General features: G+C 73.0%; 15 protein-coding genes and 1 pseudogene. 9 read left to right on the forward strand and 7 right to left on the reverse strand.

What is annotated here, in order from left to right:
- Positions 1–224 precede the first annotated feature (224 nt).
- Positions 225–1,766 (reverse strand): oxygenase MpaB family protein, encoded by a 1,542-nt coding sequence (locus F9278_RS38730; protein WP_152172465.1) that lies wholly within the window; start codon positions 1,764–1,766, stop codon positions 225–227.
- A 234-nt stretch (positions 1,767–2,000) separates the two neighbouring features.
- On the opposite strand from F9278_RS38730, the gene F9278_RS38735 reads away from it, so the two are divergent.
- Positions 2,001–2,615: a TetR/AcrR family transcriptional regulator gene (locus F9278_RS38735; RefSeq protein WP_152172466.1), complete on the forward strand. Its 615-nt coding sequence runs from the start codon at positions 2,001–2,003 to the stop codon at positions 2,613–2,615.
- Between the two features lie 52 nt (positions 2,616–2,667).
- Here F9278_RS38735 and F9278_RS38740 read toward each other — a convergent pair whose 3' ends face one another.
- The gene (locus F9278_RS38740) at positions 2,668–3,558 is read right to left on the reverse strand and encodes a PaaX family transcriptional regulator (protein ID WP_152172467.1); all 891 of its coding nucleotides are present in this window, start codon (positions 3,556–3,558) and stop codon (positions 2,668–2,670) included.
- 105 nt (positions 3,559–3,663) lie between these two features.
- Here F9278_RS38740 and F9278_RS38745 point away from each other — a divergent pair.
- Positions 3,664–3,747: pseudogene (locus tag F9278_RS38745) on the forward strand (SDR family NAD(P)-dependent oxidoreductase); the annotation flags it as partial.
- A 228-nt stretch (positions 3,748–3,975) separates the two neighbouring features.
- Here F9278_RS38745 and F9278_RS38755 read toward each other — a convergent pair.
- Positions 3,976–4,326 (reverse strand): LysR substrate-binding domain-containing protein, encoded by a 351-nt coding sequence (locus F9278_RS38755; RefSeq protein WP_226967134.1) that lies wholly within the window; start codon positions 4,324–4,326, stop codon positions 3,976–3,978.
- Here F9278_RS38755 and F9278_RS38760 point away from each other — a divergent pair.
- From F9278_RS38760 to F9278_RS38780, 5 genes are all read left to right on the forward strand, one after another.
- Positions 4,255–4,668, forward strand: coding sequence for an RraA family protein (locus F9278_RS38760; protein WP_226967135.1), 414 nt, complete (start codon positions 4,255–4,257; stop codon positions 4,666–4,668). The two genes, F9278_RS38755 and F9278_RS38760, sit on opposite strands and share 72 nt — an antisense overlap.
- 4 nt (positions 4,669–4,672) lie before the next feature.
- Complete coding sequence (locus F9278_RS38765; protein WP_152172468.1) at positions 4,673–5,503, forward strand: alpha/beta fold hydrolase; 831 nt, start codon at positions 4,673–4,675, stop codon at positions 5,501–5,503.
- 197 nt (positions 5,504–5,700) lie between these two features.
- Positions 5,701–6,528: a VOC family protein gene (locus tag F9278_RS38770; protein ID WP_152172469.1), complete on the forward strand. Its 828-nt coding sequence runs from the start codon at positions 5,701–5,703 to the stop codon at positions 6,526–6,528.
- A gap of 167 nt (positions 6,529–6,695) precedes the next feature.
- Positions 6,696–7,607, forward strand: a complete 912-nt coding sequence (locus F9278_RS38775) for an alpha/beta hydrolase (RefSeq protein WP_152172470.1) — start codon at positions 6,696–6,698, stop codon at positions 7,605–7,607.
- Positions 7,608–7,654: 47 nt separating this feature from the next.
- Positions 7,655–8,350: an alpha/beta fold hydrolase gene (locus F9278_RS38780; protein ID WP_152174388.1), complete on the forward strand. Its 696-nt coding sequence runs from the start codon at positions 7,655–7,657 to the stop codon at positions 8,348–8,350.
- 27 nt (positions 8,351–8,377) lie between these two features.
- On the opposite strand, the gene F9278_RS38785 is transcribed toward F9278_RS38780, so the two are convergent.
- Positions 8,378–9,163, reverse strand: a complete 786-nt coding sequence (locus tag F9278_RS38785; protein WP_152172471.1) for an MBL fold metallo-hydrolase — start codon at positions 9,161–9,163, stop codon at positions 8,378–8,380.
- Positions 9,164–9,299: 136 nt separating this feature from the next.
- Between F9278_RS38785 and F9278_RS38790 the strand changes: the two genes are divergently transcribed.
- On the forward strand, positions 9,300–9,725 hold the full coding sequence (locus F9278_RS38790; RefSeq protein ID WP_226967369.1) for an effector-associated constant component EACC1: 426 nt from the start codon (positions 9,300–9,302) through the stop codon (positions 9,723–9,725).
- Positions 9,722–11,827, forward strand: coding sequence for a CHAT domain-containing protein (locus F9278_RS38795; protein ID WP_152172473.1), 2,106 nt, complete (start codon positions 9,722–9,724; stop codon positions 11,825–11,827). The genes F9278_RS38790 and F9278_RS38795 overlap by 4 nt, the downstream gene beginning before the upstream one ends.
- Here F9278_RS38795 and F9278_RS38800 read toward each other — a convergent pair.
- The 3 genes from F9278_RS38800 to F9278_RS38810 are packed head-to-tail and all read right to left on the reverse strand — an operon-like array spanning position 11,799 to position 15,399.
- Positions 11,799–12,203: a hypothetical protein gene (locus F9278_RS38800; protein WP_152172474.1), complete on the reverse strand. Its 405-nt coding sequence runs from the start codon at positions 12,201–12,203 to the stop codon at positions 11,799–11,801. The genes F9278_RS38795 and F9278_RS38800 overlap by 29 nt on opposite strands.
- The gene (locus F9278_RS38805) at positions 12,203–14,857 is read right to left on the reverse strand and encodes an Hsp70 family protein (RefSeq protein ID WP_152172475.1); all 2,655 of its coding nucleotides are present in this window, start codon (positions 14,855–14,857) and stop codon (positions 12,203–12,205) included. Before F9278_RS38805 ends, F9278_RS38800 begins: the two co-directional genes overlap by 1 nt.
- Positions 14,854–15,399: a hypothetical protein gene (locus F9278_RS38810; RefSeq protein WP_152172476.1), complete on the reverse strand. Its 546-nt coding sequence runs from the start codon at positions 15,397–15,399 to the stop codon at positions 14,854–14,856. The genes F9278_RS38805 and F9278_RS38810 overlap by 4 nt, the downstream gene beginning before the upstream one ends.
- Between the last annotated feature and the right edge of the window lie 53 nt (positions 15,400–15,452).

Below are 15,452 nucleotides of genomic sequence, written 5' to 3' on the forward strand. Positions count from 1 at the left end.
TCGGGGCGCTGGAGGGGGGAGGAAGCAACCCCGACCGGGCATAGGGAGGCGCGGGAACCGCCGCCTCATACGCGGGCATGATCAGGCCGAGGCCGAGGCCGGAGCCGATGTGGTAGCCGGAGCCGTAGCGGAGTCCGGCGAATGGGCCGGTGCCGGGCACCTACGGGGCCGGTGTGCGGCGGCGAGCGGCTCAAGCGGGGAGTGGCGGGGCGGGGGTGGGCGGATCATGCCGCCGGGATCCCCGGCCGGTCGGCTTCCCGGCTCCGCCGTCCGGATTCCCAGCCCTGGCGGTTGATCCCTGTGTTGCCGCGCCGTTCGGCGTCCCGGACCCGGAGATCGACTTCCCCGATCTGCGGTTCGGCGCCCGGACCCAGGCGGTCGCCTCCCCTCTTCTGCCGCTCGCCCTTCCTGCTCCTCTGGTCGGCTGCCCGGCTCCTCTGGTCGGCTTCCCGGCTCTGTCGCCCGGCGTTGCCGCCGCGGCGCCCGGTGTCCCCGCCCCGGCCGTCGGCGTCCCCGCCCCGGAGGCCGGTTGCTCGGCTCCTCCCGTCGGTGCCCCCTTCCCCTTCCCCTTCTCCTCCCCCGTTCCTCCGGTCGGTGGCGCCCCCGGTGGGGAGTACGGTCGCGATCAGTTCGGGGCCGGGGCCCCGGAGGGCTCGGCGGCGGGCCTCGCCGGCCGAGGCGGGGGAGAAGGTCTGCCAGTAGCGGGACTGGCGGTTGAGCTTGCCGATCAGCGGCATCAGGTCGGTCGCGGTGGGGACGGGGACACCCAGCCGGTCCGCCGTCCCGTCGCCGAAGGCCTGTCGGAGCACGCTGTGGATGAGGTAGCTCAACTGCTCCTCGGAGAGGACGGCACCCGGTGCCCCGGCCATCGCGCGGGCCTGCGCGTCCACCATGGCGGTGGTCAGCGCCCGTGAGTTCTCGTCGGGCGCGTCCGTCGCCGTGTCCAGCAGGGCCCGGAGCCGCTCGGCGTCGGCGTGGTCGCGCACGTTCCCGTAGAAGCTCTCGTCCAGGCCCAGCAGATGGGCGACGTACGACCAGTACCGGTAGAGGTAGTGCTCCTCCTCGGGCCCGATCTCGATGCCGACGGCGGCCAGGGCGCGGAAGGAGACGAGGGTGAGGCCGAGCCACATCCGGGCCCGTTCGTCGTCGTGCGGGAGAGAGAGGGGGGAGGAGGGGCCACGCCCGGCGAGGGGGACGCGGCCGGACGCGTCGCCCCCGGTGGCTTCCCGGTCCCGTTCGAGCGCCGTGAGCCGGGTCCGGGCGTGCAGCAGCCGTAGTCGGACGGTGGCCAGATAGCCCGGGGCGCCGCGCAGCAGCCCTCCGGGGCGCATGGTCTGACGTGCCCAGACACCGGTCCCGGCGAGCCGGCGCGGGGCCATGGCCGCCGGGCTGCCCACCCGGGCCAGGCGGGCGGCGACCGCCGGGGAGGCGTAGGCGTGGGCGAGCGCGCCGGTGAGCGAACAGAGCCCGAACCACAGTGGCGGCACGGACAGGCTCACGACATCGCCGCGGTGCAGCATCAGCGGGTCCACCCCGGAAGGGCCGGACTCCAGCTGCCGCAGCAGCGCGACGACGGCCGCGGGCGGCGGTTCGTGCAGGGCGGCCGGGCCGTGCCGCAGCCCGGTGTCGAGGGCGCGCAGCGCGGGCTCGCCGAGAAGGTCCAGCTCGGCGACGACGGCGTCGGCGAGGGGGTCCACGGTCGTGGCGAGCGGATTCACGGTCGTGGGGGACGCGTGGGGTGTGTGGGAGGCGTGGGGTGCGGTCATGGGGGGTTCTCCAGGCGAGAGAAACGCTCTGACGCATGTCAGATTATCGCCAATCTGACATGCGTCAAGTAAAATGGGACCAGGTCCCTAGAATGGGCTCGGGACCATCCGCAAGGTATGCGGACCTGAGCCGGACATGGGCCGGACGTGCGTCGGACGTGAGGGAGACAAAGGGTGGGAGCAAGAGCCGAATCCGCTCGGCGGCCGGGGCGCCCCGGCGCGGACACTCCCGCGGTGCCCGAGGAGGAGAGCATCCTGCGGGGCGGGCTGGAGGCCTTCGCGGAGCTGGGCTACGACCGGGCGTCCGCCCGTGAACTGGCCCGCCGGCTGGGCGTCAGCCACAACTTCATCAACGACCGCTACGGCTCCAAGGCGGCGTTCTGGCGCGCGGTGGTGGACTCCGCGATGGGGGCACAGCTGGCGCTCCTGCCCGAGCCCGACCCCGCGGCCGACGACGCGGAGAACCTGCGGCGCCTCATCACCGGCTTCTACCGGGTCGCCGCGGACACACCCCTCGTCGCCCGGCTCTTCGTCGACGAACTCAACCAGGACACCGAGCGGTTGGACTACCTCTACGAGAACTACATCGGGGTCGTCGTACGGAACATGACGTCCAGCATCGACGGCCTGGTCGCCGCCGGACGCATGGCGCCCATCCCGATGGACGTGCTCTTCTTCGCCATCGTCCCGACCGTCTCCGGCATGCTCGACGTCCCCCTCGCCCGCCGCCTCGGCCGCTCCGACCCCGCCTCGCCGGAACGCATCGCCGCCACGGCGGAGTCCCTCGCCTCCCTCGTCCTCAACGGCCTCCTCGGCACGGAGGCGAAGGCTCCGACCGCGACACCCTGAGGGTCACGACACCCTGACGGCCTCGTGACCTCGTGACCTCGTGAGCCGACGGCTAGTCCGTGTCCGGCCGCGTCGGCACCGTGTCCAGCAGGTCCCGGGCCAGCAGGCGGGCCGGTTCCGCGGTGCGGTCGGCGACGTGGTGGAAGGTGTCCTCGGCGGGGCGGGCCGGCCAGGCCGGGGGGAGGTGGCGGGCGGGGAGGCGGGGGTCGGTGCGGATGGTCCAGAGCCACTCGCTGACCAGCCGCAGCCGCGTGCCGATCGGGTCGTCACCGGAGTCGGCGCCGAGGTGGGCCGTCCAGCGCTTGTCGAAGGTGACATAGCGGGCCGCGACGGACTCCAGGTCCCAGGTGTCGCGGATCATCAGCTCGATGTCGGTGGCGACGTCCGCGCGGGCGTGGAAGACCTTGACATGGTCGGTGAGCCCCAACTCCGCGACGGCCCCGGCGATGTCGACGTTCCCCGGCGCGATCCACAGCCCGCTGTACAGCGCCCCGAACCCGGACCAGGTCAGCCGCGAACGCAGGTCGTGGCGCCGGCGCTTCCACGAGTCGGGGAGGGAGAAGCCGAGAAGGGTCCAGGTGCCGTCCCAGTCGTCGTTGACGGCACCCTGCTTCCAGATACGGGTACGGCCGTCCCCCAGGACGCGCGTCGCCTGTGGGGTGAGGCCGAAGTACATCCTGCGGCCCTCCCGTTGGCGCCGCAGCAGGCCCCGGTTGACCATCCGGGTCAGCGTGGAGCGTACGGCCTGTTCCCCGACCCCGACCCGGCCCAGGACGTCGATGATGCTGCCCGAGTACACGCACAGGTCACGGTCGCCCTCCTCCAGCACATGGTTGCCGAAGAAGGCGAGCATGAGCGACTGCGGGCGCGGCTGCGGGCCGTCCGGGGTGTCCCCGTCCCGGGTGTCGCCGTCCCGGGTGTCCAGGATGTCGTAGTCCTCCACACGGGCAAGAGTACGACCGCCCGCCGACGCCCCGACGGGCGGCCGACCAGGGGAGGAGGGCGGCGCCGGGCGTGCGTCGCGCCGTGACGGGGCAGCAAGGAAGCCATGACCACCATCGCCGTCATCGGAGCCGGGCCGGGGCTCGGCGCGGCCGTCGCGCGTCGCTTCGGCCGGGAGGGGTTCGCCGTGGCGCCAGGGCCCTTCTGATGGATCTCCGTGGCGTCGCGACGCCCGGCACGCCGAGAGCACGCACCGAACGCCGCTCCTCCTCCCACGGAGATCCATCAGAAGGGCCCTGGCCGCCCACGACCCGGAGCGTACGAGGGCACTCGCCGCCGAACTTGCCGAACAGGGCGTCACGGCCCAGGGGTTCACGGCCGACGTCCGTGACCCGGAGGCCCTGACCGCCGCCCTCGGTCAAGTCGCGGGTGGTGTCGTCAGGCGGGTCGCGATGGTGGTGAGGTGTTCGGGGAGGGCGCCGGGGGTGGAGCGGGTCATGGCGGTGAGGGTGATGGTGGCCGTGGTGTGCCGGAGCGGGCGGAACCGTACGGCGGGGCGGGCGGCGGCGGCCCCGGCGGGGACCACGGTGACACCCAGGCCGCACTCCACCATGGCGATCTGCGAGGTCACCGAACGCGCCCGGTGAGCGGGGACGGGGCTGAAGCCGGCGGCCCTGCACATCGCCGCCATCGCGTCGTGGTAGTCCGGCGAGATGCGCCGGGGCAGCCACACCCAGGGGTCGGCGGCGAGGGACCCGCCGGGGCGCACATCGCCACCACCGCCGTCGAGCGCGCGGACGACCGCAGTGTGATCGTCGTCGACAACCAGGGGCGTACGGACGTGTCCTGCTGGGGCGGCATCCTCAGCCTTGGCGCCGCCCGGCGCGGGGTGCGCGGGGTCGTCGCGGACGGGGTGTGCCGCGATGTCGAGGAGGCCCGTGAGCCGGCCTTCCCCGTCTTCGCCCGAGGCTCGGTGCCCGCCACGGCACGGGGGCGGCCGCAACAGCGCTCCACCGGTGAGCCGGTCACCGTCGCCGGGCTCACGGTCGAACAGTTGAGGGAAGGCCGCAGCACCCTGGACCTGTACGACTTCACCTCGCCGGGACGGTGATCCGATGACCCCGACCACCGACCGGCTCGCACGTCTCACCCTCCCGCTCACCGCGCACGGCACCCGCGTCGAGGTGTCCGCCCTGTACCGCCCCGGCACCGGCACCCCGCTGGTCTTCCTGCACGGCTTCGGCGCGACGAAGGAGGACTACGCGGACGTCGTCCACCAGCCGGCCCTCGCCGACCGCCCCGTCCTCGCCTACGACGCCCCCGGCTGCGGCGCCAGCACCCGCGCCGACCTCGACGCCCTCTCCGTCCCCTTCCTCGTCGAGGTCGCCCGGCAGGTGCTGCGGGCCCGGCGGATCGACCGTTTCCATGTCGTGGGCCACTCGATGGGCGGCCTCACCGCGCCGCTCCTCGCGGACGCCGACCCGGCCCGGATCGTGAGCTTCACCGACATCGAGGGCAATCTCGCCCCCGAGGACCGCCTCCTCAGCCGCCAGATCGTCACCCACGCCGACGACGACCCCGACACCTTCCTCGCCCGCTTCGCCGCGCGCGTCGGCGCCTCCCGCCACCACGGGAGCGCCCTGTACGCCTCGGCGCTGCCCCACAAGGTCCGGGCCGGGGCGGTCAGGGGCATCTTCGCGTCCATGGTCGACCTCTCCGACCACGGCGCACTGCTCGACCGCTTCCTCGCCCTCCCGATGCCGAGGACCTTCATGTACGGCGAGCGGAACACCTCCCTCTCCTACCTCCCGGCTCTCGCCGAACACGGCGTCGAACCCGCCGAGATCAGCCCCTGCGCCCGCTTCCCCATGTATTCCAACGCTCCGGAGACGTGGTCCCGCATCACGACCACCGTCACCCGCGCCGAGGCCGTCACCACCACCTGACGGACACGGGGCACGGGTCACGGGTCACGGGAAGACCACCTCCGCCGTCGCGTGCCGCTCCTCCCGCCCCGGTGACGGCCGGGCGCCGGGCGCCGTCGTCGGAAACCGCTCGTGACCGTGGTCGGCGCGCGAGTGTCCGGGGCCGGTGTCAGGCTGAAAACACAGGATCGGAACCGTTCGACGCGAAGGGGAATCCCGTGATCACCACCGACCTCACCCCCGGCTCCCCGTGCTGGCTGGACCTCGGCGCCCGCGACGTACCGGCGACGGCGGCCTTCTACCGTGCGGTGCTCGGGTGGGAGTACGAGCCGATGGGCGACGGCGACAGCGACGGCGGGGGCGACGGGGCGGAGACGGAGGGCGAGGGCGGGGCCTTCCAGAAGGACGGGAAGGTCATCGGGGGGCTCGGCGCGCTCACCGAGGAGGGCGCCCGCTCGGCCTGGATGATCTACTACACCGTCACCGACGCGGACGCCACGACACAGGCCGTGGAGCGCGCGGGCGGCACGGTACGGGTACCGCCGAGGGACCTCGGCGAGTGGGGTCGGATGGCCCAGTACAGCGATCCGCTGGGCGGCCAGTTCGCCGTCTGGCAGCCGAGCCGGAACGAGGGGTTCGAGCTGGCGGACGAGCCGGGCTCGCTGTCCTGGACCGAGCTGTACACGACCGACGCGACGGCGGCCAAGGAGTTCTACGGCGACGTCTTCGGCTGGCAGTTCGGCGACATGCCCCTGCCGGGCGGCGGAGGCACGTACAGCCTCATCACCCCCGCCGGACTCCCCGAGGAGCGGATGCAGGGCGGAGTGATGGAACTCCGCACGGAGGACCTCTCCCTGGCGGACGGGCGCCCCTACTGGCACCCGGTCTTCGCGGTCACCGACTGCGACACCGCGGTCGCCGCCGTCACCCGGAACGGCGGCAGTGTGCAGATGGGCCCGGAGGACGCGGAGGGCGTCGGCCGGCTGGCCGTCTGCCTCGACCCGTCGAACGCGGACTTCGTCCTCCTCACCCCGTCCCCCAGCTGAGCCCCGTCCCTCAGCTCCGTCCCTCGGCCCTGTCCCTGAGTTGAGCCCGTCCCCGAGCCGGCCCCGCCTCTCCCGTTGCGCGAAACGGGAACAGAGTCCATCATCCCTTCACCACCATTAACAGGAATCCTGTTAATTCAACGTTGTGGGGATGGGCGGGGCCGATCATGCCGTTCAGTGCCAGAATCCAGGCCAGAGGTGTTCAGCTGCTGCTCGGCGGCGTCATGACCCGGGTCCACAAGGAGCTGCGTTTCACCGAGATCCCGAAGCGGATGGAGACCCTCCGGGTGGAGACCGGCGCCGGACCGGTCGACTGCACGGTCTACCGCCCCCCGGTCGACACCGCCGCCCCCGCCCCCGTCTACGTCAACTTCCACGGCGGAGGCTTCATCGTGGCCCGCCCCGAACAGGACGACCACCTCTGCCGCTACATCGCCGCCACGGCCGGCTGCGTCGTGATCAACGTGGACTACGCCGTCGCCCCGCAGCGGATCTTCCCCGCCGCCGTCACCCAGGCCTACGACGTCACCGAATGGGTCGTCGAGAACGGCCCGGTCCACGGCTGGGACGGCTCCCGGGTCGCCGTCGGCGGCCACAGCGCGGGCGCCAACCTGGCCGCCGGGATCTGCCGTACCGCCCGTGACCGGGGCACCTTCACCCCGCTCCTCCAGATCATCGACTCCGCGCCCCTCGACCAGGCCGCCGACCCCGCCACCAAGCGGACCCGCATCCCCAAGCCGCTGCTCACCCCCCAGCTGATGCGGATCTTCACCGCCGCCTACGTCCCCGATCCGGCCGACCTCTCCGACCCCCTGGTCTCGCCCGGCCTGGCCGACGACCTCGCCGGACTGCCGCCCGCCCTCGTCATCACCGCCGAGAACGACCGGCTGCGCGACGAGGGCGACGCCTACGCCGAGGCACTGGAGGCCGCGGGCGTCCCCGTCACCCACCGCGTCTTCGAGGGCGTCGACCACTACTTCACCCACACCGGCCCGGTCCCGGCCGGCAAGGAGGCCATCAAACTGATGGCCGACACCCTCCGCGCCGCCCTCGACGCGACGGTCCCCGACGCGGCCTGACGGCAACGGGACGTGGGGTGACGCTCGGACGAACGAAGGGCACGACGTTGCGGCTCAACACCCGTGAACGGGGCGCCGGTCGGCGGACGGCGCTGCTCGTCCACGGCATCATGTCCGACTCCCGCACCTGGCGACGCGTGGCCCCGGCGCTCGTCGAGCGCGGCTACCGGGTGATCGCCGTGGACCTGCGCGGCCACGGCGACTCACCGCGCGGCGCGTACGGTCCTCGGCTCTTCGCCGACGACCTGGTCGACACCCTGCCGCACCGGGCCGACCTGGCCCTCGGCCACTCCCTGGGCGGGCTCGCCCTCTCCCTCGCCGTGGAGCGGCTACAACCCCTGCGGGCGGTCTACTCGGACCCGGCCTGGTCGTCGGCCGACCCCGACCGGCAGATCGGCCCCGAGGTCTTCGCCGCCTTCAAACGCGCCACCCGCGCGCAGACCACCGCGCTGAACCCGCGCTGGGACACCGAGGACGTCGACATCGAGATGGCCACCCTCGCCGCCTGGGACGCCGCCTCCGCCCACTTCCTCGGCGGCCGACCGCTCACCGGCTTCGTTCCCGACCGCCCCGCCGTGCCCTCCCTCGTCCAACTCGCCGACCCCAGCTTCCTGGTGGGCGCCGAGGACACGGACCGGCTCCGGGCGAGCGGCTTCGAGGTCCGCACGGTCGCCGGCGCCGGACACACCATCCACCGCGACGACTTCGACGGCTTCATGAAGTCCCTGGACGGCTGGATCTGACACCCGCGCCCCCGCGCCGTCCAGGCCCTAGGCCGTACCGCGAGCCCGCTCGTACAGGACGGGGTCGTGCGCGTTGACGACGAACAGGTCGCTGTCGCCGCGCCGGTACAGCTCGGCCAGGCGGGCGTGGTTGTCGCGCACCCGCTTCAGGTCGTACGCCACCAGGTTCTCCATCGCGCGAAGGGCCCGCGGCACCGGGGCGCGCCCGTCGAGCGTCCCGCGATGGTAGAAGGAGTCGCCCGCGTGCAGGACCCAGCGGGACCCGGTGTCCACCGCGACGCAGGCGTGGCCCCGGGTGTGTCCCGGCAGGGAGATCAGGACGATCCCCGGGGCGATCGCGTCGAGTTCCCTGGCGGCGGCGAACCCGCGCCACGCCTCGCCGTCCGGGGTGTGCTCGACGAGCTTCGGGCCGTGCGCCCACTGGGCCGGCCGGTACCGGAACCGCTCCTGCCGGGACGGGGCGGTCACGGCGCCGAGGACCTCGGCCGCGGTCGTGTGGACCCGCGCGTCCGGGAAGTCGGACAGCCCTCCGATGTGGTCCGCGTCGAAGTGCGTGACGACGATGTGACGGACGTCCTCCCGCCGGAACCCCAGGGCCTCCACCTGACGCGCGGCCGTCTCCTCGGCCCGGAGCACGGGCCTGATCAGACGCCGGGCGGGGCCGAGACGGGGCCCGGGTTCGGCGATGTCGCGCAGCCCGAACCCGGAGTCCACCAGGACCGGTCCGCCCGGAGTCTCGACCAGCAGGACGTGACAGACCAGCGCGCCGGTCAGCGGGAGCATGGTCCCGCAGTTGAGGTGGTGGACCTTCACGGCAGTACCGCTTTCGGGTGTCGGGTTCGGGATCGCGCGGACAGCGTACGGGCCGCACGGGGTCGCTCGAAGCGCTCCCCTACAGTGACGGTCCGTCATAGGCTGGTGGGGTTTCGGAAGACGGAGGTCGCACGTGGTGGAGCGGGAGCCCGACGGGGGGTTCGCATGCGAACTGGTTCTCAACGGAAGAGACGGGAACGTCCGGGCGGGCGCACCCGCCGCGCTGGGCCGGAGACTGACTGAGCACGGGGCCGTGCGGGTCGTCCCGGTCTACGCCGCGCGGCCCGCCCCCGGCCGGCGGTCGAGCGGCATGGTCGACGTGGCCACGCTGGCGGTGACCTCGGCCGGAGCCCTGGTCGCGATCATCGACACGGTCCGGGGCTGGCTCTCCGAGGAGCGCAACGCCCCCGCGCCGGACGGGGCCGACGGGGCCGACGGGGCCGGTCGGGTCGCCTCGATCACGGTGATCATGGGCGACGACAAGGTGGAGATCATCCAGCCCTCCACCACCGCCGAGCAGCGGCTCGTCGACGCGTTCGTCCGGCGGCACACCCCCTCATGAGCGAACCGGCCACGCTGAACGTCCGGGTCACCGAACAGGGCCCCAACGATCGCTACGAGTACGAACTACGGGTGGGCGGCGGCCCCGGCCGCGACAGCCCGCCACTGGAGATGGAGTACACGATCCCCGTCTCCCGGGAGCTGGTGCGGGGCTACCGCGACCGGATCGACGACGCGCTGACGGGCGCGGCGGCCCCGGGCCGGAACCCCGGCCCCGGGCTGCTCAGGGACCTGGAGAGATGGGGCAGGCTGCTCTACGGACAGCTGTTCCCACCGGTCCAGGGCAACGCGGCCGAACTGGTGAGCAGACTGCGCGCGTCGACCGGCCCGGTCCTGGTGCGCACCAACAGACAGGGCGTCCCCTGGGAACTGCTGCACGACGGCGAGGACTTCCTCGGCCTCAAGTACGACCTGGGGCGCCGGATGGTCGGCAAGCGGCCCGTGCTCGGCGGGCGCAGCATCAGCCGGGTCGGCCGGGCCCTCGTCGTGGGCGACCCCAACGGCGACCTCCCCTCCGCCCGCCAGGAGGTCACCAGGGTCGCCGAGTGGCTGCGCGGCCGGGGCATCGCGTGCACGGTGCTGGTGGGGCAGGACGCCAACCTGATCGATGTCGTCGCCGAACTGGCCTCGGAGGAGGCGCCGTACGACCTCTTCCACTTCTGCGGTCATGTGGGCAACGACGCCGGTACGACCGCGCTGCTGATGCACGAGCGGCAGATGCTCAGCGAGGTCGCCCTCCAAGGGCTCTCGTCGACCGGCGCGCCCCCGGTGACCTTCATCAACGGCTGTGCCTCCGCCCGGGAGAGCGAGGTCGCCAACATCTGCATGTCCTTCATGGTGATGGGCGCGAAGAGCGTCGTCGGCACCCGTACCGACGTGGCCGACGACGGGGCCTGGCAGTTCGCCGCCGAGTTCTACGACCGGCTGCTCGCCGGTGCGTCGGCCGGTGCCGCGGTCCGGGCGGCCCGTGCCGCGCTCCGCGCCCGGCCGGACGCCGCGTGGGCGTCGTTCATCCTGTACGGCGACCCGGCCGCGAGCATCACCCGGGACGCGCGGTCCGGCGCCGCGCGGCCGGAGGAGCGCCCGGAGGACGACGACGACCTGCCGGTCCCGCTCTCCCCCGACGCGCAGCGGCTGATGCGGCGGGTGCGCGCGTCCGCCGCCGAACGGGGTGTGGTCGCCTCCGTCGATCTGCTGCAAGGGCTGCTCGGCGAGCCGGACATCCGGCAGCGGATCGAGGAGAGCATCGGGGAGGATTCCGCCGAGGCCCTCGACCAGGTGATCAACGAGGTCTTCAGCCGCAGCGCCGCCGCTGACGGCGACCCGCTCCCGGCCGTGGGGGGACCGGTCTTCTCCGACACCGTCAACCGGGTGTTCGCGGACGCGGCCACCCGGGCCGCCGCGGACGGCAGGGCCACCATCACCACCGCCGACATCGCGGTGGCCTTCGTCGCCGTGGGCGGCGGCATCTCCTCCCGGCTGCTGGAACTGTGCGGCGTCCCCCTCTCCCACCTGCTGCCGCCGGACGAGTACGCCTCCGACGAGGGCGCCTCCGACGAGTACGCCTCCGACGAGGGCGCCTCCGACGAGGGCGCCTCCGACGAGGGCGCCTCAGGCCAGGACGACTCCGATCAGGGCGGCACGGCCGAGCAGGGCACGGCCGGAGCGGGGGCGAACGGCGACCAGCGGCTGCCCGTGGACGGCCTGGGCCGCAGCACCATGGGCATACTGCGGCTCGCGAATCTGCTGGCCAAGACCCGCGGCGAGATCGTCGGCACCTACACCCTGCTGGCGGCGTTCGGCGCGATGGACAGCGAAGTGCTGCGCAGCGGCATGTACGAGCAGGGGCCGGCCGGGGAGCGCGCCTTCCGGCGGCTCTCCGGGATGCTCACCCCCCGCCGCGCCGACCTGTCCCCCCGGGTCCGCGACGTACTGGCCCAGGCCCGGCTGCACGCCGCCGACGGCACCCCGCCGGGCCAGGTCGACGAGGCCACGCTCCTCCTCGCCCTGCTGGAGGACGAGCGCTCCTCGGGCCACAGACTGATCCGCGGACTCGGCCTCGACCCCACCCCCCTCATCGACTTCCTGCGCCGGACCCGCTGACCCCGGCCCGCCGCGCGAGATGGGCGAGCCCCCGGTCGGCCTTCGGGTCGGCCGGTCTGCGGGACAGCACCTCCGTCCACTGACGGCGGGCCTCGTCATGGTCGGCGAGGCCGAGGCAGGCGAGGGCCAGCGCGTTACGGGCCTCGGTGTCGGCGGGGCACCAGTGCACCACCGCCGCGAAACAGTCCCGGGCCGCGCTGAGACGGCCTTCGCGGGCCGCCGCCAGACCCCGGTTGAAGAGCAGGGCGGGATGCGCGTACAGCCGCGCGTAGCCGGACAGGGGCGTACGGCAGCCCGCGCAGAACTCCGCCCCGTACGCGTTCTCACGGCGGCACAGGACCACCGGGCAGGGGACGCCCGCCGACGCGGACGTCATCAGGTGGCCTCGGGGACGGCGCCGCCGAGACGGTCCGGGGCACCGGGCGAGCCCAGGCAGATGTTCTTCAGCTGGAGCAGCCGCTGCCGTTCCCGCGCGGCCTGCTGCTGGACCTGCTGCGGGTCCCGGGCGAGCAGGGACCGCAGACCGTCGAGCCGCCGCCCGATCTCCTCCACCTCCACCCGGTGCGCGGGCGTCGCGGCGGGGGACGCCTGCACCAGCGTGCGCACCTCCACGAAGGCCTCCAGCGCGGCGCCCAGCATCGCCTCCGCCCGCTCCGTCTCGCTGATCGGCTGCTCCTTGCGCTGCTGCCGGAACGCCACGGTCCGCAGATGGTCGAAGATGTGCTGGAGCTGGGTGATGACCTCCGAGTACGACCGCTGGTCCCCGGCGGTCAGCGCCCCCTCGCCGTGCTCGCGCTGGGCCTCGACGGCGAGGGCGATCTCCCGTTCGTCGTGCGGCGTCCCCGTCTCGGCGCCGACCATGGTCACGTACCGGTTGAGTTCGGTGCAGTCCTTGACGAGCCGCTCGAAGTCGGCCCTGGGCGGCTGCAGTTCACCGGTGTGGTGCTTGCGGACGGAGTCGGCGATCGCCTGCATCTGCTCGAACTCATGGCACGCGATCGCGGTCTCGCCCCGGTCGACGGCCGTCATGAAGGCCTCCTTCGCCATGTCCATCTGGACCTGCTTCACGTTCCGTTCGCCGGCGGGCAGGAACTCGACGTCCTCCTCGAAGCGCCGCAGCAGCTCGGCCACCTCCGCGCTGCCCGGCAGCCCGGCCTCCGGCGGCACCTCGACGACCGCCTCGAACGGGTGGTCGCCGATGGAGCCGCGCACGGTGATGAGCGCGTGCACGTCCATCTCCACGTCGAGGTCGATGGCCGTGCCCCTGGGCGTGGAGGACGGCACCGGCACCTTGATGACCTGGATCTGCCGGGAGTGCTGGAAGAGCCGGAACTCCACGGTGGTGGTGTCACCGGGGTGGCTGAAGTCGTAGCGGTCCTTGAACGGCAGCGGACGCAGCGCCGGGACCAGCACATCGCGCTGGGTGCGCCCCTCCCGGGTCACCTCCAGCAGGATCGGCTTGGCGTTGATGGCCGCGCTGGTGGTACTGCCCCCGGGCTTGGCCGCGGTGACCCGGTCGTGCACCACCGCCCGCCCCACGGTCGCCAGCAACCCACCGTCGGCGTCGAAGACTTCCACGGTGAGCAGGCCCTGCGCGTCCGGCTGCACGGGAATGCGGGTGAACGCGAAACCGCCGTCCGGCTTGATCGGCGCCTCGTCCTCGTACTCCTCGATGCTGAGCCGCACCGAACCGTCGGTGAGATCGAGGCCGGGGTCGAGCGCCTCGACCGTCCCGCCGACCACGGTACGGTCCGAGGCGGTGACCACGGTGCCCCGGAAACTCACCCGGACCGTCCGCTCCTCGTTCAGGATGTCCAGGCCGCCGACCGCCGAGGCCCGCACCGCCGCGCCCAGCGCGACGACCGTGTCCACCTGCTCGTACACCGGCTCGGCGCACTTGGCGCGCGGCCCGCCCGGATCGAGGCCGGGGCCGGGGCCGGGGTCGGGGGAGCCGGGGGCGAGGGCGCAGAACCGGGCGCGCACCATCTCCCGTACCAGCGGCAGATGCGTGGACCCACCGGCCAGGATGATCTGGTCCACGTCGGCCAGGGTGATCCCGGCCTCCCGGGTGGCCTGGTCCAGCGCCTCGTCGCAGTACTGGAAGGTGCGCTCCAGGATCGGCCGGGCGATCCGTTCCAGCTGGGCGCGTTCCACGACCGTGTCGATGACGACGCGCCGCCCCTCCTTGTCGGTCAGCCCGCCGGAGTCGCGCAGCATGAACTCCGTACGGTCCGACAGGCCCTTCTTCACGGACTCCGCGAGGGACTTCAGCCGCCGGAAGCGCAGCCGGTCCTCCGGGTCGTCCTCCAGGTCCAGATCCATCGCCCAGTCGTCGTCGAGGATCAACTGCTGGAGGTGGTGGGCGAGTTCGGTGTCGATGTCGTCCCCGCCGAGCATGGTGTTGCCGCTGATGCCGAGCACCTTGAAGTCGGCCGCCTTGCAGCGGACCACGCTCACGTCGAAGGTGCCGCCGCCGAGGTCGTAGACCAGGAAGACACCGTCCCGGATGCCGGTCCGCCAGCAGTGGTAGCTCGCGGCGGCCGTCGGCTCGTGCAGCAGGTCCACCACCCGCAGCCCGGCGCTCTCCGCCGCCTTGCGGGTGGCGTCGATCTGCGGCTGGTCGAAGTACGCCGGCACGGTCACCACGGCCCGGTCGACGACCCAGCGCACCTCCGGGGTGTCGAACTCCGCGACGTCCTGCTCGATCTGCCGCTTCATCTCCCTCAGGATCTCGGCCGAGATCTCGACGGGGGTGCGCTCCTGGCCCGCCAGCGTCACCGTCCGGCGCGACCCCATCAGGCGTTTCACGGACGTCACCGGTTCCGGCTCGCTGCCCACCCGGGCGAACGCCTTCCGCCCGACGACCAGTTCGCCGTTGCGCGGGTTGTGCCACACACAACTCGGTGTCGTACGGGCGTTCATGGCGTCCCGGTGGATCACGATGTCGGTGTCGGTCGGATTCATCACCGCCACCGCGCTGTTGGTGGTCCCCAGGTCGATCCCGACGGCCTTGCTCACATACTGCGTCATGCGTCGTCCTCCGCTCCGGCGCTCGACGGGGCGCCCATGATCACTTGTCCCAGTCGTACGACCGTGCCGCGGTCGAGCACGATCGGCTCCACGGTCTCCGCCACCACCTCGGCGGTGAACTCGGGCCCGTACCGCCACCCGGCGATGTCGACGACGTCGGCGACCGCGTCGTAGGGCTCGCCGACGGGGTCCCGGGTGGTGATGCCCATCGCGTGCAGCGGTTCGAGCACCTGTTTCCCGGCCACGCGCAGCCGGCGGCCCAGCGACCGGTCGCCCGCACCGTCCAGCGGACCGGCCGCCTCCCCGAGCAGCGCCTCCAACCGGGCGACGTGCACGGCGAGTTCGATGAGTGCCTGGCGGGCCGCCGCGGTCTCCTTCTGCACCCGGTTGCCCTCGTCCTGGAGATCGGACCAGTACCGCTGGAGCAGAACGGCCGTCTCCCGGCCGGGGCTCAACCGGTCAGCGGCCTCCGCCGCCGCCTCCGCCTCCTCCGCGCCGTCGGGCACCTGGCGCGTGTCGAACTCGTCCCAGCCGACCGGCAAGGAGCCGGCCGGAGACGTATCGACCGGGGACGTATCGACCGGAGATGTGTCAG

It is taken from the genome of Streptomyces phaeolivaceus, assembly GCF_009184865.1.
GTDB classification, from domain to species: domain Bacteria; phylum Actinomycetota; class Actinomycetes; order Streptomycetales; family Streptomycetaceae; genus Streptomyces; species Streptomyces phaeolivaceus.

Bases quoted from the DNA above. Each gene is read 5' to 3' on its own strand.
- F9278_RS38730 (WP_152172465.1), bottom strand. From the start codon at position 1,766: ATGACCGCACCCCACGCCTCCCACACACCCCACGCGTCCCCCACGACC.
- F9278_RS38765 (WP_152172468.1), top strand. From the start codon at position 4,673: ATGACCCCGACCACCGACCGGCTCGCACGTCTCACCCTCCCGCTCACC.
- F9278_RS38775 (WP_152172470.1), top strand. From the start codon at position 6,696: ATGCCGTTCAGTGCCAGAATCCAGGCCAGAGGTGTTCAGCTGCTGCTC.
- F9278_RS38795 (WP_152172473.1), top strand. From the start codon at position 9,722: ATGAGCGAACCGGCCACGCTGAACGTCCGGGTCACCGAACAGGGCCCC.
- F9278_RS38800 (WP_152172474.1), bottom strand. From the start codon at position 12,203: ATGACGTCCGCGTCGGCGGGCGTCCCCTGCCCGGTGGTCCTGTGCCGC.
- F9278_RS38805 (WP_152172475.1), bottom strand. From the start codon at position 14,857: ATGACGCAGTATGTGAGCAAGGCCGTCGGGATCGACCTGGGGACCACC.